The organism is Pseudomonas sp. R62 (assembly GCF_000257605.1).
GTDB lineage: Bacteria > Pseudomonadota > Gammaproteobacteria > Pseudomonadales > Pseudomonadaceae > Aquipseudomonas > Aquipseudomonas atacamensis.
Genome location: NZ_JH635998.1, coordinates 974,500 through 992,714, shown reverse-complemented (window position 1 = coordinate 992,714; position 18,215 = coordinate 974,500). Strand labels below are relative to the sequence as shown.

Sequence of the window (18,215 nt, the reverse complement as noted above, 5' to 3'; positions counted from 1 at the left end):
GAGCAAGCGGTTCAGGCTGAGCTTCGCTTGCTCGTGCACGTAGGCGTCAAATGTCTGGAAACGCCCGCCCGACAGCGGATGTTGATTGAATGCGAGCAGTGCGCCCTCGGCGTCGTCGCTCAGCGTCGTCAGTTGTCGGCGATTGGCCGCAGTGGTCGAGCGATACCACACCGGTGTACTGAAATCATAATCATCGATGCGTGTGGCAAGCACGTGTTCAGCCATCGCTTTGAGGCAATCGAGATGGTTGCCGAGGTGATCGAAAGTCACCTTCTGGTGCTCCGCTGCTTCCGGTTTGAAGCTCAGCCCCGACAAGACTTTGCGCAGAGCAGGACGAAAGCGCATCGGTGCGCGGCTGACCAGGTAACCGGCCATGGTTTGGGCTGCGTCACTCTGCTTGGCCCACGACAACACATGGGCCTGACACTCGCGCTCACTGTCAAAGGCCTCGAACTGGCGATCGCGTGGGGCCTGTGGCGTGCATAGCAGAACGCGTTTGAGCGCACCGGACTGATCGTTCTGACGCAGCACCCAAAGGTCTTGGAGTTGCGCACCGTGCAAACACAGCGTGGCGGCGCGCAACTGTGAATCGCTGCCGCTGCGCAGGCGCTGGATCATTTGCAGGTCGCTGTCGAGCAGGTGCCCTTGCAGCGCTGCGGTATGGGCGAGCGCGACGATGCGCTGATCGAGCATCTCCTCAATGGCAGGTTTGATTGCGGAGCTTGCCTGCATCTGCGTTTGCAAACGTGCGAAGTCGACGCGCGGTTCCAGCTCCAGTGCCTGCTTGATCACCCAGGCGGGCGTCACGTCCGCGTACTCGTCGGATAACGGCAGGTCGTTGTAAGTCAGCCGGGTGTGGCTGAGAAACTCCGAGCCTGGCAACTCATCGCCGGTGTGCGGGCCGCGCAGGGTCAGCTCGAGCAGGTTGCGCTTGTGCACATATACGCCGTATCCCGGTACCCGCCGGTCGGTGGTGATTTGCAGGTTGTCCGGTTGCAGATCGTCGATTTGCAGATCATCACTCAGACGCTCCAGCCATTGCTGGCGGGCCACGGCCATCAGACTGACCGCCGGGCCCATCAGGTCAAGCAGGTTTTGCCGGGCGTGATTGTAGTTGCCCAGGTGCAACGCCAGTTCGGCCCGCTTGGCGGCGTCGGCGCTGCGGTACCAGTCCGGGGCGCTGTTGCGCAGGTGCCGTTCGAACAGGGTTTGTGCCTGAAGGGCCAGACGCGGAGTGAGATCCGGCAGCGCAGCGCCGATGGCGCGCTCCAGCTCGGCGATCAAGCGAGCGGGATCCTGCTGCGGGTTAGCGGCGAAACTCAGTGCATATTCGATATCCAGGGTGCGTTTTTCGATCAAGGCATCGTAGATGTGTTCGAACAGCGGTTGGCTGTCGATGGGCGCCAACTGCAATGGCCAGATTCCTGCTGTACCGATCTCGTGGTAGCGGCTGGGCAGCAGCTGCATCAACTCGTCACGGCTGATGCTGTGCTTCATGGTCTCGAGCAGATGGGCGTCGAGATCAGCCAGCGAATTGAACAGCTCCAGGCCCCTGGCGGGCGTGAACAACACGACGAAGCCCGCGCTCTGGTCGGTCAGCAGATCGCTGACTTTCGGGGTGTCGTTTTGCGTAACGACAAAGGCCCCGGCAAGCTCGACAGTGGTTTGCTGATAAGTGAACTGCAACGCATACATGGCCGGACGCAACAGCGGGCCCAGCGCCAGTTTCTTCATCAGTTCACCAGCCTGCGGGTGCAACAGGCGATCCTTGACGGCTTGTTGCGCCTCGTACTCGAGCGCGGTGAAACCGGCGTCGTATTTAAGGAAGGTTTTTGCCGGTTTGCCGTCGATCTGGTCACGCAGATCCATGTTGATCAGTTGCGTGCTGAGGCGCACCTTCAGCGTGGCGATCAGTTGCTTGCCAGCCTCGCTTTGCAGGTCGCTGGTTGCCAGCGCCTGATAGAGTGCGCGACTGCGTTGCAGGTAGCCGTCGCGATAGGTTTTCAGCTGCTCTTCGAGGCGTTTGAGATGAGCCTGCTCGGTGCTCGGTTTGTGCTCGGGCAGCAGCGGGGTTTCGGTGTTGAAGAGCAGACGGCCGATCTGGTTGAGATCGTTTTTGATCTCATCGGGTGTGGGGGCGTTGGGGGTGCTCATGGGCACGATTTCCATGCTGGGGATGAAGGGCCAGCATGGCGAGCGGGGCGTGGAGGAGGGTGGTATCCATATATCGTGCGCGAGCCGGATTTTCCCCGCCCGCTCCAGCCCTCCCGCCACCGGCGCAGATCAAACCTGCGCGCTGACCTCCCCGCGACTCAGCAATGTCTCGATCGCCCCGCTCAAACTCGCGGCCTTGTCCCCCACCAGCAAATGCCAGACGCCGCCGTCCAACTGGCTGACACCCAGGCAGCCGAGCGCTTTGAGCTGCGCATCGGACAATGCCTTGGCATCGGCCAGTTGCAGGCGAATGCGGGTCATGGCGATGCAATCGAGTTGCAGCACATTGTCGCGACCGCCCAGTGCATCCAGCCATTGCTGTGCCTCGTTGCGGGTAAGCGCAACGCTCTTCGGCTCATCGGCAACCACTGCGGTTTCCACCAACGCTGTTCGGCCCAGCGCAGGCATGGCCAAGCGAATCTCATCGGCAATGCTGTCAGCAAGCGGCCCGACCACGACCTGCAAACTGCCGCCCTTGCCCGGGCGCACCACCGCCATCGCGCCCAACGCTTTCAGCTCAGCGTCCGAAGCCTTGTTGCGGTCGACCATCTCCAGGCGAAGTCGGGTCGTGCACGCACCGACGGTGAGCAGATTCTCTGCGCCGCCCAAGGCTTTGATATACGCACTGGCGCGTTCGGTTTCCGAGAGCACGGCTTTTTCGGCGCTGGCGATGTCTTCGCGCCCCGGCGTCTTCAGATTGAAGCGGCGGATACAGAAGTCGAAGACCAGGTAATAGATGACCGCATAAGCCAGCCCGACCGGCACCACCAGCCAGCCATTGGTCGACTTGCCCCAGCCGAGAATCATGTCGATGAAACCACCGGAAAAGGTGAAGCCCAGATGAATGTTCAAGCCGTTGGTGATCGCCATCGACAGCCCGGTCAGCAGCGCGTGCAGGAGGAACAGCAGCGGCGCGAGAAACATGAAGGCGAATTCGATTGGCTCGGTCACACCGGTAAGAAACGAGGTCAGCGCCATCGACAGGAAGATCCCGCCCATCACCTTGCGCCGCTCTGGCAGGGCGTTGCGGTACATCGCCAGGCAGGCGGCGGGCAGGCCGAAGATCATCATCGGGAACATGCCGGTCATGAACTGGCCGCCCTTCGGATCGCCGGCAAAATACCGCGACAGATCGCCGGTCACCAAGGCGCCCGTGGTCGGGTCGGTGAAGTTGCCGAAGACGAACCACGCCATGTTGTTGAGGATGTGGTGCAGGCCGGTGACGATCAGCAGGCGGTTGAACACGCCGAAGACGAAGGCGCCGATGCTGCCGCTTTCCATCATCAGCGCGCCGAACGCGTTGATGCCCTGCTGGATCGGCGGCCAGATATAGCCGAACAGCACGCCCAGACCCACCGCCGCGAACCCGGTGACGATCGGCACAAAACGCCGGCCACCGAAGAACGCCAGATACTCCGGCAGCTTGATGTCCTTGAAGCGGTTGTACAGCGCGCCGGCCATCAGGCCGCTGACGATCCCGGCGAGCATGCCCATGTTGATCGTCGAGTCGAGCACCTTGAGCGTGGAGATCATCACCAGATAACCGATCACCCCGGCCAGGCCGGCGGTGCCGTTGTTGTCCTTGGCGAAACCGACGGCGATGCCGATGGCAAAGATCATCGCCAGGTTGGCGAAGATCACTTGTCCGGCATCGTGAATGATCGCGATGTTCAACAGGTCCGTGTCGCCCAGGCGCAGCAGCAGGCCGGCAATCGGCAGGATCGCGATCGGCAGCATCAACGCGCGGCCCAGGCGTTGCAGGCCTTCGATGAAGAGTTGGTACATGGCGTTTGTCCTTTTTGTTTTTGTTAGCGCAGAGGCCAATGTTGATGACAGGCGTGGCGAACGGCGGCGGCGCTGGAGAGCTTGAGCAAGTCGCGGCTCAGGCGCTGACATTCGGCTTCATGCAACTGACGTACGCGGTCCTTGATTTCACCGATCTGCACCGGGCTCACCGACAGTTCGGTGACGCCGAGGCCGATCAGCACCGGCGTGGCCAGCGGGTCGGAGGCGAGGGCGCCGCAGACACCGACCCAGCGCTTGTGCACCGCCGCGCCTTCGCAGGTCATGGCGATCAGACGCAGCAACGCCGGGTGCAGGGCATCGACCCGCGCCGCCAGCCCGGCGTGATCGCGGTCCATGGCCAGGGTGTATTGCGACAGATCGTTGGTGCCGATCGAGAGAAAGTCGGCGTGTTCGGCCAGTTGTTCGGCTTGCAGCGCGGCGGCGGGGACTTCGATCATCACGCCGATTTCCGGGCGCTCGGCAATGCCCAGTTCAAGGCGCAAGGCATCGACGCGCTGGCGGATGTGCAGCAGCTCGTCGACCTCGGTGACCATCGGCAACAGAATCCGGCAACGCGACAACGGCTTGACCTGCAGCAGCGCGCGCAGTTGCTGATCGAGAATTTCCGGGCGCGCCTGGGCCAGCCGAATGCCGCGCAGACCGAGCACCGGGTTGGCCTCGGCGGGCAGCGGCAGGTAGTCGAGTTGCTTGTCGCCGCCGACGTCGATGGTGCGGATGATCACCGACTTGTCGCCCATGGCATCGATCACCGCTTGATAGGCGCTGCGCTGTTCTTCGACGTCCGGTGCCGTCTGGCGATCAACGAAGAGAAACTCGGTGCGCAACAGGCCTACGCCATCGGCACCGTTGGCAAATGCGTCGGCCGCTTCGTTGCTTGAGGCGACATTGGCGACCACTTCGATGTGCACGCCATTGCGCGTTTCAGCGGGCAAATGGGCTTTGGCCTGTTGGCTGTCGCGACGCTGCCGGCGCTCGATTTGTGCCTGTTGCACTTCGCTCAGGCGCTCGGCGTTTGGGGTCAATTCGAGGCGCCCGCCGTCAGCGTCGAGCACCACGGCCTGATCTTGCGGTTGCTCGAGCAATTGCGCGCCCAAAGCGACGATGCACGGCAGGCCTTTGCCGCGCGCCAGAATCGCTACGTGCGAGGTCGCGCCGCCCTCGGCCATGCACAACCCGGCGACACCTTGCGCGCTGAGTTGCAGCAGATCCGATGGCGTCAGTTCGTGAGCGGCAACAATGGCGCCGGCCGGAACCTGGTATTGCCAGGCCTCGCCAAGCAGGGCGCGCAGGACGCGTTGCTTGAGGTCGCGCAAATCGTTGGCCCGTTCGGCCAGCAGCGGACTGCCGGTGCCTTGGAGCATGTCGCACTGGGTGTCGATCGACTGACTCCAGGCGTGCGTCGCTGCGGTGCCTTGTGCGATGAATTGCTGCGCGGCGTCGAGCAGGGCGGGGTCTTCGAGCAGCGCCATGTGTGCAGCGAAGATCGCTTCTTCGTCGGCGTTCTTATGCTTTTTCGCCTGGGCGAGGGTGGCGGCGATTTCGCTGCGCACCGCGTTCAATGCCGTTTCAAGCGTCTGCTGCTGTTGCACTGGATCGTGATGGCCCGTATCCGCCGGCAAGGTGATCGCGTTCAAGCGAAACAACGGCCCGGCGACCAGCCCTGGCGCGGCGCAAACACCATGCAACACCCCAGCCTCGGCCGGACGTTTCAGCGCGGCTGTGGTGGTCGGCGCTTGCGCGTGATGATCGTCCGGCAGCGCCGTGGCCAATGCGCTGAGCAGAGCTTGCAATGCGGCATCGGCGTCCGGCCCCTGACAACTGACCTGCACCTCATCCTGCTCACCAATCGCCAGGCCCATCAAACCGATCAGACTGTTGCACGGCGCCGATTTACCGTTGAAGTGCAGCTGTGAATGGCTGCTGAAACCCTGGGCGGTCTGGCGGATCAGCGCAGCGGGGCGCGCATGCAAGCCGCCGCGATGAGCGACCTGCACTTGACCACGAACCTCTGGCCCAGCGCTTATATCGGTATTCGCCGCCACCACATTGCGCGCGATGATGTGCAGCAACGGCTCGCCGACTTTCACCGCTTTGAGGGTGATCGGCCGCACCTGAAAATCCGCGCTGTTGGTCAGGATCAACAGGCTGACCAGGCTTTTGCAGTGCTGACCGACCTTGTCCAGGTCATAGCGCAGCAGCGGCTGACCAAGGCTGACGCGATCGCTTTCCTTGACCAGCATGGCGAAACCTTCGCCGTTCAGCTCAACGGTATCGAGGCCCAGATGCAGGAGGATTTCCGCACCGTTGTCGGCGCGAACGGTCACCGCGTGGCTGCTGCGCGCAACGTGGATGACCACGCCGGCGCAGGGCGAATACAGCGTGTCGTTGAGCGGGTCGATGGCGATGCCGTCGCCCATCGCGCCACTGGCGAACACCGCGTCCGGGACGTTGGCGAGCGTCAGCACCGGGCCGCTGAGCGGGGCGCTGAGGGTCAGCTCTTTATTGTTGTCGGGCATGGCTGGGTCTCATCAGGTGTGCAGTCAGTCGGACTTAATGCGTGCGGGTCACTTTGCTCAAATGGCGCGGCTGATCCGGGTCCATGCCCCGCGCCACGGCCAGGCCTGCGGCCATCACGTAAAAGCTCTGGATCGCCAGAATCGGGTCGAGGGCCGGGTGTTCGGCGCGGCTCAGGGTCAGGTCGCGTTCGCTGACGTCATCCGGCGCGGCGAGCAAGACCCGGGCGCCGCGCTGGCGCATTTCCGCCGCCAGGCTCAGCAGGCCGGCCTGCTCGGCACCGCGCGGGGCGAAAACCAGCAGCGGATAGTGTTCGTCGATCAGCGCCATCGGGCCGTGACGGACTTCGGCACTGCTGAACGCTTCGGCCTGAATCGCCGAGGTTTCCTTGAATTTCAGCGCCGCTTCCTGGGCAATCGCGAAACCGGCGCCACGGCCGATCACCATCAGGCGCTCGCAATCACGCAGGGCTTCGATGGCCACGCTCCAGTCCTGTTTCGCCGCTTCGCGCAGGCCTTCTGGCAGCGCATCGTGGGCTTGCAGCAGTTCGCGGTCCTCTTTCCAGTGCGCGATCAAACGCGCGCTGGCGCTGAGGGTGGCGATAAAGCTTTTGGTCGCAGCGACGCTGCTTTCAGTCCCGGCAAGCAGCGGCAGGCTGAATTCACAGGTCGCTTCGAGTGGCGAATCGGCAGCGTTAACCATCGACACGCTCAGCGCGCCACGCTTGCGCAACAGGCGCAGGCTGTTGACCAGATCCGGGCTCTGCCCCGACTGCGAAAACGCAAAGGCGACCTGACCGCTGACTTTCAGCGGCGCCTGCTGCATGGTCACCACCGACATCGGCAACGAGGCCACCGGCACGCCCAGTTGCTGCATGGTCAGGTAGGCGAAGTAGCTCGCCGCGTGGTCGGAACTGCCACGGGCGACGGTCATCGCCACTTGCGGTGGCTGCCGGCGCAGGCGTCCGGCGATCTCGATCATCGGCGCGTCGAGCTGTTGCAGTTGGGCTTGCACGGCCTCGAACGAGGACAGCGCCTCCTCAAGCATTTTTGAAGTCAATGTCTTCTCCTTCGACCATGACGGCGGTCAGTGTGAGTGAGCGATCGAGCCGCACGCAGTCGGCCCAGGCGCCGGGGGCAAGGCGCCCGCGTTCGGTGATGCCAAGGTAGTCGGCGGGAAATTGCGACAGACGCTGCGAGGCTTCGGCGACCGGCAAACCGATCTTGACCAGATTGCGCAGGGCCTGATCCATGGTCAGGGTGCTGCCGGCCAGCGTGCCGTCGGGCAGGCGCACGCCGCCCAGGCATTTGGTCACGGTGTGGCTGCCAAGCTTGTATTCACCGTCGGGCATGCCGGCGGCGGCGGTCGAATCGGTGACGCAATACAGGCACGGGATCGAACGCAGGGCCACGCGAATGGCGCCGGGGTGTACGTGCAGCAGATCGGGAATCAGCTCGGCGTATTTGGCGTGGGCCAGTGCTGCGCCGACGATGCCCGGCTCGCGGTGATGCAGCGGGCTCATGGCGTTGTAGAGGTGGGTGAAACTGCTGGCACCGGCAGCCAGCGCGGCGACGCCTTCCTCGTAGCTGCCGAGGGTGTGGCCGATCTGCATGCGGATGCCACGGCTGCTCAGCTCGCGAATCAACGCATCGTGGCCAGCGATTTCCGGGGCGATGGTGATGACGCGGATCGGCGCCAGCGCCAGATACTCTTCGACTTCGGCCATCAACGCGGTGTGGGCGAAGTTCGGTTGAGCGCCGAGTTTTCCCGGGTTGATGTAAGGGCCTTCAAGGTGTACGCCAAGCACTCGCGCGGCGCCTTTCGGACGCTGTTCGCAGAATTGTCCTACCTCTTTCAGGACATTTGAGATCTCCGCACTCGGCGCAGTCATTGTCGTGGCCAACAGCGAAGTGGTGCCGAAACGCACGTGGGTTCTGCTGATGGTTTCGAAGGCTTCGGCGCCTTCCATGATGTCTTTGCCGCCGCCGCCATGCACATGCAGGTCGATGAAACCCGGCAGCAGATAGGGCAGATCGTTAGCCGCCGGATCGCAGGGCACGCCTTCGATCGACACGACCTTGCCGTGTTCGTGAATCAGCCGGCCGCGAACCCAGCCGCTGGCGGTGAGGATGTTGTCTTCGGACATTTCGCTTCTCTCGTTTGGCTTGCTGCTGATCAGCGGCGAAGCTCTGCAACAAAGTCGTAGTAGTCGTTGCGGCAATAGGTGTCGGTGACTTCGATCGGCGTGTTGTCTTCCAGATAGCCGACCCGGGTCATCAGCAGCATGGCGGTGCCGGGGGCGATGCCGACCAGCGCGGCGAATTCGTCCGAGGCGTTGATTGCCTGGATGTGCTGAAGGGCGCGGACGATCGGTTTGCCGATGCCGTCGAGGTATTCGTAAAGCGAATCGCCCACCGCTTGCGGCCTGGGCATGATTGAGGCGGGCAGGGTGCTCATCTCGATCGCCATGACCGTGTCATCGGCTTTGCGCAGGCGCTTCATGCGCGCCACCTTGTCGTTCGGCGACAGGCCGAGGCGGATCAGTTCTTCGTGGGTCGGCAGGGTGATTTCCCGCTCCAGCCATTTCGAACTCGGTACGAAACCTTTCAGGCGCAGCATTTCGCTGAAGCCGGACAGACGCGACAGCGGTTGTTCCAGCCGTGGGGTGATGAACGTGCCCGAGCCTTGCAGGCGGCGGATCAGGCCTTGCTCGAGCAAGACTTCCAGCGCCTTGCGTGCGGTGACTCGGGAGATGCCGAGCTGGTCGCTGAGGTTGCGCTCGGACGGCATCGCCTGTTCGGCCTTCCACTGCCCGGCATGAATCGCCGCTTCCAGATTGCGCGCCAGTTGCAAGTACAGCGGCGTCGGCTGGGAGTCATCGGGACGTAGGGTTTGAAGGTCGTTCATGTAGGTCGTTTCCGTCGCGAGTATAGGATTGTTGTGGCTCGCTTGTGCGACGGAAGCTAATACCACTTGAATACCATGTCAACGCGATGAACTGGCGTCTGGCCCAATGGATTGGCGGTTGTCAGGGGTCACTGTTTAAAGTGGTATTAGTGGTGGCCCATAAAAAGCAAAAGATCGCAGCCTGCGACAGCTTCTACAGTTGAGAGTGGTATCACCCCTGTAGGCGCCGTCGCAGGCTGCGATCTTTTGATTTATTTTTTTGCGGTGACCAGCGGTCGAGGTTACGGACGAATCTCGATCATCGTGCCGTCCGGTACCAGATTCCACACTTCACGCATGTCGACGTTGCGCATGGCGATGCAGCCGTCGGTCCAGTCGAGGGTGTGGAATAACTGCTCCGGATTGTCTGCTGAATCCGGGGTGCCGTGGATCATGATCATCCCGCCGGGCTCGACACCTTCACGGCGTGCGCGGGCGGCATCGCTGATGTTCGGGTAGGAGATGTGCATCGACAGGTTGAATTTCTCGCTGGTCTTGCGCCAGTCGATCCAATAGAAACCTTCGGGTGTGCGTTTGTCGCCCTCGATCAGTTTCGGGCCTTTCTTTGCACCCTTGCCCAAGGAGATGCGATAGGTCTTCAGCGGCTTGCCGTCGGCAATCAACTGCAGTTGGTGGGCCGATTTCAGTACCAGGACTTTTTCGATCAGCGGAGTGTTCGAGGGCGTCACGGTGGTCACGAATGACGCTTGCGAAACGCTGACGAACGACAGGCACAACAGGGCAAGCAACCAACGCATTGAAACGATTCCCCAAGAATGACGCAGACACATAGTGATAGATGCAGGTGTGGTTATCGGCAGGGTGCCGCGAAGCTCAAGTGATCGCCGGCTGCACCAGTGGCGGAATCGACTCCGAACGCACCGGGTAAACCTCGCTGCGCCGATCGGCAAAGAAACATTCCAGCGTGCGCCCGACCGTGCGGAAAGCCAGCTCGTCCCAGGGAATGTCGGCTTCTTCGAACAGCTGCACTTCAAGGCTTTCCGGCCCGGCCGCGTATTGCAGATCGGCCAGTTCGGCGCGGAAGAACACATGCACCTGGCTGATATGCGGCACGTCGATCAGCGTGTAGATGCTCAGGTTGCGCACCCGGGCGCAGGCTTCTTCGGCGGTTTCGCGGATGGCGGCCTGCTCGATGGTCTCGCCGTTTTCCATGAAGCCGGCAGGTAGCGTCCAGTAACCGAGACGGGGCTCGATGGCGCGGCGGCAGAGCAGCACTTTCGTCCCCCAGGTCGGTACGCACCCGGCGACGATATTGGGGTTCTGGTAGTGAATGGTCTGACAGCTGTCGCAGACAAATCGCAGCCGCGAGTCGCCTTCGGGAATGCGCTGGGTGACCGGGTTACCGCAGTGGCTGCAAAATTTCATGCTCGGGTTCCTGAATGCTGCGCCTATCTTGGCGTGCAGCGGGGCCGGTCGGCAAGTTGTCGTTTCGCGACACGACGGGTTTCGGGGGCTTGGGCGCTCGCTTTGATTGGTGCATGATGCGGAGCAAGGCACCGATCGAGAACACTCATGCTGGACGAGCTACTGCATAGGGTAAGCAACCACACACCGCGTACGCTGGAGACCGACGCACGTTTCCCCGAAGCCGCCGTGCTGGTGCCGATCACCCGCAGTGACGAACCGGAACTGGTCCTGACCCTGCGCGCCAGCGGGCTTTCGACCCATGGCGGCGAAGTTGCCTTCCCCGGAGGGCGCCGCGACCCGGAAGATCCGGACCTCATATTCACCGCGCTGCGCGAAGCCGAAGAAGAAATCGGCCTGCCGCCAGGTCTGGTCGAAGTCATCGGCCCGCTCAGTCCACTGATCTCCCTGCACGGCATCAAGGTAACGCCGTATGTCGGCGTGATTCCCGACTTTGTCGAATACCAGCCCAATGATGCCGAGATCGCCGCCGTCTTCAGCGTGCCGCTGGAATTCTTCCGCAAGGACCCGCGTGAGCATACCCATCGCATCGATTATCAGGGCCGCAGTTGGTACGTGCCGAGCTATCGCTTCGGCGAGTACAAGATCTGGGGACTGACGGCGATCATGATCGTCGAGTTGATCAACCTGCTCTATGACGCCAAAATCAGCCTGCACCGACCGCCGAAAAGCTTTATCGATACCTGAGCCGTCGTTCGAACGGCCGTGAGCCCTGAGGAAAACAAGATGAAATACCGCCTGGGCGACGCCCGTGTCGAAACCCATCCACAGAGCTGGGTCGCGCCCAATGCCGTGCTGGTGGGCAAGGTTCGCCTGGAAGAGGGCGCCAACGTCTGGTTCAACGCTGTGTTGCGCGGCGACAACGAACTGATCCTCATCGGCAAGAACAGCAATGTGCAGGACGGTACGGTGATGCATACCGACATGGGCTATCCACTGACCATCGGTACCGGCGTGACCATCGGCCACAACGCCATGCTCCACGGCTGCACGGTCGGCGATTACAGCCTGATCGGTATCAACGCGGTGATTCTCAACGGCGCGAAGATCGGCAAGAACTGCATCATCGGCGCCAATTCGCTGATCGGCGAAGGCAAGGAAATTCCCGACGGTTCGCTGGTGATGGGCTCGCCGGGCAAAGTCGTACGTGAACTGACCGAGGCGCAAAAGAAGATGCTCGAAGCCAGCGCCGCGCACTATGTGCATAACTCGCAGCGGTACGCCCGCGATCTGGTCGAGCAGGAACAATGACGACTGTTGAACGACCCGTCGCCTCGCCGTGCGTGAATATCTGCGCGCTGGATGAAGATGACGTTTGTACCGGGTGCCAGCGCACGGTCGCAGAGATCACCCGCTGGGGCCGCATGAGCAATGACGAGCGCCGGGTGGTGCTGGGGCTGTGTCATGAACGGGCGAAGGCGAGTGGATTGGTCTGGATGATTCCCGCGAAGTCAGGCGCCTGAACCACCGCTTTCGCGAGCAGGCTCGCTCCCACCTTGAAAATGCGTTCCACTGTGGGAGCGAGCCTGCTCGCGAAGACGTCGGTCCTGTCACCGCACCTATTGGCGCAATACCAGCGCTCAAGTAACCTGTGCGCCACATTTACAGGCCACCTCCATGATCTTCCTCATCGCCTACATCAGCAGCGTCGTGCTGATCAACTTCGCCTTTTCCACCGCACCGCACCTGGACATCATCTGGTCGGCCTGGGGCGGGCTGGTGTTTGTGCTGCGCGACATGGTGCAAACGCGCTTCGGTCATGGCGCGATCGTGGCGATGCTGGCGGCGCTGGTGCTCTCCTACATCACGTCCGACCCATCCATCGCGCTGGCCAGCGCCACGGCGTTCGCGGTCTCCGAGTGCATCGACTGGCTGGTGTTCAGCATCACCAAGCGGCCGTTGCGTGATCGTCTGTGGATCAGTTCGGCGCTGAGCATTCCGCTGGATACCTTCATCTTTTTCGGCATGATCGACGCCTTGACGCCGCCGGTGATCATCACCGCGCTGGCCTCCAAGTTCGCCGGCGTTACCGCGGTCTGGCTGATCATGGCCTGGCGTGATCGCAAACAGGCTGTCGCCAGCTGAAGCCAAACCCTCGGGTTCATGTAAAATGCCGCGCTTTCTCCCCATGGAAAGCGCACTTGCGTGGCTTTCCTCGATGATCCGCTTCCTTTGAGGACCTGAGATGACCCGTATCGGAACTCCATTGTCGCCAACCGCGACCCGCGTATTGCTGTGTGGCTGTGGTGAGTTGGGCAAGGAAGTGGTAATCGAACTGCAGCGCCTGGGCGTTGAAGTGATTGCCGTCGACCGCTACGCCAACGCGCCGGCCATGCAAGTCGCCCATCGCAGCCACGTGATCAACATGCTCGACGGCGCTGCTTTGCGTGCAGTGATCGAAGCCGAGAAGCCGCACTTCATCGTGCCGGAAATCGAAGCCATCGCCACCGCCACGCTGGTCGAGCTGGAAGCCGAAGGCTTCACTGTGATTCCGACCGCGCGTGCGGCGCAGCTGACCATGAACCGCGAAGGCATCCGTCGTCTGGCTGCCGAAGAGTTGGACCTGCCGACTTCGCCGTACCACTTTGCCGACACCTTCGAGGACTACAGCAAAGCCGTTCAGGACCTGGGTTTCCCTTGCGTGGTCAAGCCGGTGATGAGTTCGTCGGGCAAGGGCCAGAGCCTGCTGCGCAGCGCCGAAGACGTACAGAAAGCCTGGGATTACGCGCAAGAGGGCGGTCGCGCCGGCAAAGGTCGGGTGATCATCGAAGGATTCATCGACTTTGACTACGAAATCACCCTGCTGACCGTGCGCCACATTGGCGGCACCACGTTCTGCGCACCGGTCGGCCACCGTCAGGAGAAGGGCGACTATCAGGAATCCTGGCAGCCGCAGGCCATGAGCCCGATTGCTCTGGCTGAATCCGAGCGCGTTGCCAAAGCAGTCACTGAAGCGCTGGGTGGCCGTGGTCTGTTCGGCGTCGAGCTGTTCATCAAAGGTGATCAGGTGTGGTTCAGCGAAGTCTCGCCACGGCCGCATGACACTGGTCTGGTCACGCTGATTTCCCAGGACCTGTCGCAATTCGCCCTGCATGCCCGCGCCATTCTTGGCCTGCCGGTACCGCTGATCCGTCAGTTCGGCCCGTCGGCGTCGGCAGTGATTCTGGTGGAAGGGCAGTCGACCCAGACTGCATTTGCCAACCTGGGCGCTGCGTTGAGCGAGCCGGACACCGCGCTGCGTCTGTTCGGCAAGCCGGAAGTGAACGGCCAGCGCCGCATGGGCGTGGCGCTGGCCCGTGATGAGTCGATCGAGGCTGCACGTGCCAAGGCGACCCGTGCGTCGCAGGCGGTTGTTGTCGAGCTGTAAACCGGGTCGCGGCAGCTATTCGCGAGCAGGCGCGCTCCCACATGGGATTGGGTGAACAGAGAATCTGTGACCAATCCCAAAACCCTGTGGGAGCGGGCTTGCCCGCGATAGCGATCTGTCAGGCAACCTGATTCAGATCGTTATTGCGCGTCTCCTTCAAGCACAGCACCGCAATCAGACTCAACACCGCCGCCGCCGACACATACCCGCCGACATAGCTCAACCCGCCCATCGCCACCAGCTTCTGCGCAAAGAACGGCGCCGCCGAGGCTCCGACGATGCCGCCGAGGTTATACGCCGCTGAAGCACCGGTATAACGCACGTGGGTCGGAAACAGCTCAGGCAACAGCGCGCCCATCGGTGCGAATGTCACGCCCATCAAAAACAACTCGATGCACAGAAACAGCGCCACGCCCCAGGTCGAGCCCTGCGTCAGCAATGGCTCCATGAGAAATCCGGACAGAATCGCCAGCACGCCACCGATGATCAGCACCGGTTTGCGCCCGTAACGGTCGCTGGCCCAAGCGGATAATGGCGTCGCTGCGGCCATGAACAACACGGCAAAGCACAACAGGCCGAGGAACGTTTCGCGGCTGTAACCCAGCGTCGATACGCCGTAGCTCAGGGAAAACACCGTCGAGATATAGAACAGTGCATAGCAGACCACCATCGCCGCCGCCCCGAGCAGGGTCGGCGCCCAGTATTGGCTGAACAGCTCGACCAGCGGCACCTTGACTCGCTCCTGACGGGCGATCGCATTGGCGAACACTGGCGTTTCATGCAATTTCAGGCGCACATACAGGCCGACCATCACCAGCGCCGCACTGAGCAGAAACGGAATACGCCAGCCCCAACTGCGGAACTGTTCGTCATCCAAGGTCATTGCCAAGGTCAGGAACAGGCCGTTGGCTGCAAGAAAACCAATCGATGGCCCGAGCTGCGGGAACATGCCGAACCACGCGCGTTTGCCCTTCGGCGCGTTTTCCGTGGCCAGCAGGGCCGCACCGCCCCATTCGCCGCCAAGGCCCAGGCCCTGACCGAAGCGCAGCACGCACAGCAGAATCGGCGCCCAGGCCCCAATGCTGTCGTAGCCCGGCAACACGCCAATCAAGGTGGTGCACACCCCCATCAACAGCAGCGAGGCGACCAGCGTCGATTTACGACCGATACGGTCGCCGAAGTGGCCAAACAGTGCCGAACCCAGTGGTCGGGCGAGGAAGGCAATGCCGAAAGTGAGAAAAGCGGAAAGCATCTGCGCCGTGCCGGAGGTCTGCGGAAAGAACACCGGCCCGATCACCAGCGCCGCAGCAGTGGCGTAAACGTAGAAGTCGTAGAACTCGATGGCGGTGCCGATGAAGCTTGCCGTGGCCACGCGGGTGGCGGAATTGGTCGGCTGGGCAGGCGCGGTTTCGCTGTAAGCGGTATGGGTCGTCATGCGGTGATCCCTGACAGTCATGAGCTCCAGTGGAGCGAATTATTATGGTCGAACACCCAGGGATGTGGGGTAGGGCGCGAGCGCTGTTTCGAGTAGGAACAGTCGTCGGTTTGCAGCGGAAACAGTCAGGATCCGGGCAGTGCCGGGTAGGCACAGGGATCGACGGCGCTTGGGTAAGCGCCTCGATTATAGGAAGGGGGCTAACGATCAAACAAGCGCAAACAATGCAGCTTTATCGAGCAGGCACCAGAGCAGGCACCGATGAGGTCAGCCAGATCAACACCTTGCTCACCCGGTTCTCCTCGGTCTCGAGGATTTCCAGTCGATAACGCCCGATCTTCAGGCACACCGCGCTTTCCGGAATGGTTTCCAGCGCTTCGGTGACCAGGCCGTTGAGCGTCTTCGGCCCGTCGCTCGGCAGGTGCCAGCCCAGGCACTTGTTCAGGTCGCGGATCGATGCGGCGCCATCGATCACCATACGCCCGTCGGCTTGGGGATGGATGTGCGGGTTGTCGAGGCTGTGCTCGCTTTCGAATTCGCCGACGATCTCTTCGAGAATGTCTTCAAGGGTGACGATGCCCAGCACTTCACCGTACTCGTCCACGACCATGCCGAGACGGCGTTGCTGCTTGTGGAAGTTCAGCAGTTGCAGTTGCAGCGGCGTGCTTTCCGGGACGAAGTAGGGTTCGTAGCTGGCGGCCAGCAGTGCCTCGCGGGTCAATCCACCATTGCTCAGCAAATGGCCGATCTGACGGGTGTTGAGCACCGCTTCGACCTGATTGATGTCACTGTGAAACACCGGCAGACGCGTGCGTTTGTTCTCGCGCAGTTGCTCGATGATCTCTTCGATCGAATCGTCGAGGTTGATGCCGTCGACGTCACTGCGCGGCACCAGAATGTCGTTGACCGTGATGTTGTCCAGCGCATGAATGCCCGATACCGGGTGGGTGCGGACCGGATGGTCGTGATCCTCATCGTGATCGGCCGGCAACTCGTCCTCGCTCTGTTGCACCACCTGAGCCTTGCGCGTGAACGGGGTCATCAACAAAGCGCTGACCCGGCAGAACAGCCACGCGAACGGGTAGACGATTTTCATCGGCACGGTCAGCAGGGCATTGCCGAACGCCAGCACAGCGTCGGGATAGCGCCGAGCCACTGTGCGCGGGAAATAATCAGCGAACACCAACAGGATGCCACCGGCGCCAAGGCAGGCCGCCCACGGGCCGTTTTCTTCGCAGAGGAAAATCGCCAGCAACGTCGCGATGATCACTGCGAGGGCGCGGCACAGGGTGTTGCAGAGGATCAGGCTGTCGAGCGGGAAGCTCAGCTTCGCCAGCGGTTTATCGCTGGCGCGCGAGGCGATACGTTGCGCCTGCAGGTGCTGCTGCGCGATTTCGACGGCGGTAAACAGCCCTGACCATAAAATCAGCAGGACAAATACCGCGAGCATCGGCCCTATGGGCAAACCGTCCATTTATGCCGCCCGTCAGATGTGCAGAATGTATTCACGAACCAGTTTGCTGCCGAAGTACGCCAGCATCAGCAGGCAGAAACCGGCGAGGGTCCAGCGAATCGCCTTGTGGCCGCGCCAGCCCAGACGGTTGCGGCCCCACAACAGCACGCTGAAGACGATCCATGCCAGGCAGGCCAGCAGGGTCTTGTGCACCAGATGCTGAGCGAACAGGTTCTCGACGAACAGCCAGCCGGAAATCAGCGATAGCGACAGCAGCGTCCAGCCGGCCCAGAGAAAGCCGAACAGCAGGCTTTCCATGGTTTGCAGGGGCGGGAAGTTCTTGATCAGCCCGGACGGGTGCTTGTGCTTGAGCTGATGGTCCTGAACCAGCAGCAGCAACGCCTGGAACACGGCGATGGTGAACATGCCGTAGGCGAGGATCGACAATAGAATGTGCGCGAGGATGCCCGGCTCTTCATCGATGATCTGCACCGTGCCGGTCGGCGCGAACTGCGCCAGCAATACCGTGATCGCGCCCAGCGGGAACAGCAGCACCAGCAGGTTTTCCACCGGGATCCGCGAACAGGCGAGCAGGGTCAGGGCGATTACCGCCGCAGCGATCAGACTGGACGCACTGAAAAAGTCCAGGCCAAGGCCGATCGGGGTCAATAGATGTGTAAGCAGGCTGGCGCCGTGGGCGAGCACGGCGAAGACGCCGAGGCTGACCAGCAGGCGCTTGTTCGCCTTGGCGCCGGTGGCCAGGCGGGTGCTTTGATAGACGGTCGCAGCGGCATAGAGCAGGGCGGCGGCGAGGGTGGTCAGCAAACTGGGTGACAAGGGGAGCATAAATCCTGTTAGGCGAGCCCGAAAGGCGCTGAGTTTGGCATAGAACCGCCACGGCACGAAAGACTCCGCAAGCTGACGGCGAGGTGTCCGCCGGCCGCAGTCTTCGCTATAATCCGCGACCTGCCCACGCCGCAGGCTCGCCGAGCACATGTTGATTCCGGTCTGGGCCGCCATTATCCCGGTTCGTA

At 62.1% G+C, this 18,215-nt stretch carries 15 protein-coding genes and 1 pseudogene; 5 read left to right on the top strand and 11 right to left on the bottom strand.

Going from position 1 to position 18,215, the window contains the following annotated elements:
- The 8 genes and pseudogenes from OQK_RS05935 to OQK_RS05900 form a co-directional block, all read right to left on the bottom strand.
- Positions 1–2,154 (bottom strand): annotated as a pseudogene (locus OQK_RS05935) (membrane-targeted effector domain-containing toxin); the annotation flags it as partial.
- Positions 2,155–2,283: 129 nt separating this feature from the next.
- Positions 2,284–3,999: an N-acetylglucosamine-specific PTS transporter subunit IIBC gene (gene nagE / locus OQK_RS05930; protein ID WP_016771556.1), complete on the bottom strand. Its 1,716-nt coding sequence runs from the start codon at positions 3,997–3,999 to the stop codon at positions 2,284–2,286.
- Positions 4,000–4,022: 23 nt separating this feature from the next.
- On the bottom strand, positions 4,023–6,536 hold the full coding sequence (gene ptsP / locus OQK_RS05925) for a phosphoenolpyruvate--protein phosphotransferase (protein ID WP_016771555.1): 2,514 nt from the start codon (positions 6,534–6,536) through the stop codon (positions 4,023–4,025).
- A 34-nt stretch (positions 6,537–6,570) separates the two neighbouring features.
- Positions 6,571–7,593, bottom strand: a complete 1,023-nt coding sequence (locus OQK_RS05920) for an SIS domain-containing protein (protein WP_086783843.1) — start codon at positions 7,591–7,593, stop codon at positions 6,571–6,573.
- Complete coding sequence (gene nagA / locus OQK_RS05915; RefSeq protein WP_016771551.1) at positions 7,574–8,680, bottom strand: N-acetylglucosamine-6-phosphate deacetylase; 1,107 nt, start codon at positions 8,678–8,680, stop codon at positions 7,574–7,576. The genes OQK_RS05920 and nagA overlap by 20 nt, the downstream gene beginning before the upstream one ends.
- Before the next feature lie 29 nt (positions 8,681–8,709).
- Complete coding sequence (locus OQK_RS05910) at positions 8,710–9,441, bottom strand: GntR family transcriptional regulator (RefSeq protein ID WP_016771550.1); 732 nt, start codon at positions 9,439–9,441, stop codon at positions 8,710–8,712.
- A 281-nt stretch (positions 9,442–9,722) separates the two neighbouring features.
- Positions 9,723–10,238 carry a L,D-transpeptidase family protein gene (locus OQK_RS05905; RefSeq protein ID WP_016771549.1) on the bottom strand — a complete coding sequence of 172 codons (516 nt, stop codon included), beginning with the start codon at positions 10,236–10,238 and terminating at the stop codon, positions 9,723–9,725.
- 76 nt (positions 10,239–10,314) lie between these two features.
- Positions 10,315–10,866: an NUDIX hydrolase gene (locus tag OQK_RS05900; RefSeq protein ID WP_016771548.1), complete on the bottom strand. Its 552-nt coding sequence runs from the start codon at positions 10,864–10,866 to the stop codon at positions 10,315–10,317.
- 147 nt (positions 10,867–11,013) lie between these two features.
- On the opposite strand from OQK_RS05900, the gene OQK_RS05895 reads away from it, so the two are divergent.
- The 5 genes from OQK_RS05895 (at position 11,014) to purT (ending at position 14,293) form a co-directional block, all read left to right on the top strand.
- A complete protein-coding gene (locus OQK_RS05895) occupies positions 11,014–11,613 on the top strand; it encodes a CoA pyrophosphatase (protein ID WP_016771547.1) in 600 nt (199 codons plus the stop codon).
- A 39-nt stretch (positions 11,614–11,652) separates the two neighbouring features.
- Positions 11,653–12,177, top strand: a complete 525-nt coding sequence (locus OQK_RS05890) for a gamma carbonic anhydrase family protein (RefSeq protein WP_016771546.1) — start codon at positions 11,653–11,655, stop codon at positions 12,175–12,177.
- On the top strand, positions 12,174–12,389 hold the full coding sequence (locus tag OQK_RS29095) for a DUF1289 domain-containing protein (protein WP_016771545.1): 216 nt from the start codon (positions 12,174–12,176) through the stop codon (positions 12,387–12,389). Before OQK_RS05890 ends, OQK_RS29095 begins: the two co-directional genes overlap by 4 nt.
- Before the next feature lie 154 nt (positions 12,390–12,543).
- Positions 12,544–13,011 carry a VUT family protein gene (locus OQK_RS05880; RefSeq protein WP_016771544.1) on the top strand — a complete coding sequence of 156 codons (468 nt, stop codon included), beginning with the start codon at positions 12,544–12,546 and terminating at the stop codon, positions 13,009–13,011.
- Positions 13,012–13,111: 100 nt separating this feature from the next.
- A complete protein-coding gene (gene purT / locus OQK_RS05875; protein ID WP_016771543.1) occupies positions 13,112–14,293 on the top strand; it encodes a formate-dependent phosphoribosylglycinamide formyltransferase in 1,182 nt (393 codons plus the stop codon).
- 118 nt (positions 14,294–14,411) lie between these two features.
- Here purT and OQK_RS05870 read toward each other — a convergent pair whose 3' ends face one another.
- The 3 genes from OQK_RS05870 to OQK_RS05860 all read right to left on the bottom strand — a co-directional run bounded on the left by OQK_RS05870 (position 14,412) and on the right by OQK_RS05860 (position 18,027).
- A complete protein-coding gene (locus OQK_RS05870; RefSeq protein WP_016771542.1) occupies positions 14,412–15,728 on the bottom strand; it encodes an MFS transporter in 1,317 nt (438 codons plus the stop codon).
- 232 nt (positions 15,729–15,960) lie between these two features.
- Positions 15,961–17,202 (bottom strand): CNNM domain-containing protein, encoded by a 1,242-nt coding sequence (locus tag OQK_RS05865; RefSeq protein WP_016771540.1) that lies wholly within the window; start codon positions 17,200–17,202, stop codon positions 15,961–15,963.
- Positions 17,203–17,214: 12 nt separating this feature from the next.
- Positions 17,215–18,027 carry a cytochrome C assembly family protein gene (locus tag OQK_RS05860; protein WP_016771539.1) on the bottom strand — a complete coding sequence of 271 codons (813 nt, stop codon included), beginning with the start codon at positions 18,025–18,027 and terminating at the stop codon, positions 17,215–17,217.
- Positions 18,028–18,215: the final 188 nt, after the last annotated feature.

Excerpts from the sequence above, each read along its gene's own strand:
- nagE (WP_016771556.1), bottom strand. The coding sequence starts at position 3,999 with ATGTACCAACTCTTCATCGAAGGCCTGCAACGCCTGGGCCGCGCGTTG.
- ptsP (WP_016771555.1), bottom strand. The coding sequence starts at position 6,536 with ATGCCCGACAACAATAAAGAGCTGACCCTCAGCGCCCCGCTCAGCGGC.
- OQK_RS05905 (WP_016771549.1), bottom strand. The coding sequence starts at position 10,238 with ATGCGTTGGTTGCTTGCCCTGTTGTGCCTGTCGTTCGTCAGCGTTTCG.
- OQK_RS05870 (WP_016771542.1), bottom strand. The coding sequence starts at position 15,728 with ATGACGACCCATACCGCTTACAGCGAAACCGCGCCTGCCCAGCCGACC.
- OQK_RS05890 (WP_016771546.1), top strand. The coding sequence starts at position 11,653 with ATGAAATACCGCCTGGGCGACGCCCGTGTCGAAACCCATCCACAGAGC.
- OQK_RS05910 (WP_016771550.1), bottom strand. The coding sequence starts at position 9,441 with ATGAACGACCTTCAAACCCTACGTCCCGATGACTCCCAGCCGACGCCG.
- OQK_RS05880 (WP_016771544.1), top strand. The coding sequence starts at position 12,544 with ATGATCTTCCTCATCGCCTACATCAGCAGCGTCGTGCTGATCAACTTC.
- nagA (WP_016771551.1), bottom strand. The coding sequence starts at position 8,680 with ATGTCCGAAGACAACATCCTCACCGCCAGCGGCTGGGTTCGCGGCCGG.
- OQK_RS29095 (WP_016771545.1), top strand. The coding sequence starts at position 12,174 with ATGACGACTGTTGAACGACCCGTCGCCTCGCCGTGCGTGAATATCTGC.
- OQK_RS05860 (WP_016771539.1), bottom strand. The coding sequence starts at position 18,027 with ATGCTCCCCTTGTCACCCAGTTTGCTGACCACCCTCGCCGCCGCCCTG.
- OQK_RS05865 (WP_016771540.1), bottom strand. The coding sequence starts at position 17,202 with ATGGACGGTTTGCCCATAGGGCCGATGCTCGCGGTATTTGTCCTGCTG.
- OQK_RS05900 (WP_016771548.1), bottom strand. The coding sequence starts at position 10,866 with ATGAAATTTTGCAGCCACTGCGGTAACCCGGTCACCCAGCGCATTCCC.
- purT (WP_016771543.1), top strand. The coding sequence starts at position 13,112 with ATGACCCGTATCGGAACTCCATTGTCGCCAACCGCGACCCGCGTATTG.
- OQK_RS05895 (WP_016771547.1), top strand. The coding sequence starts at position 11,014 with ATGCTGGACGAGCTACTGCATAGGGTAAGCAACCACACACCGCGTACG.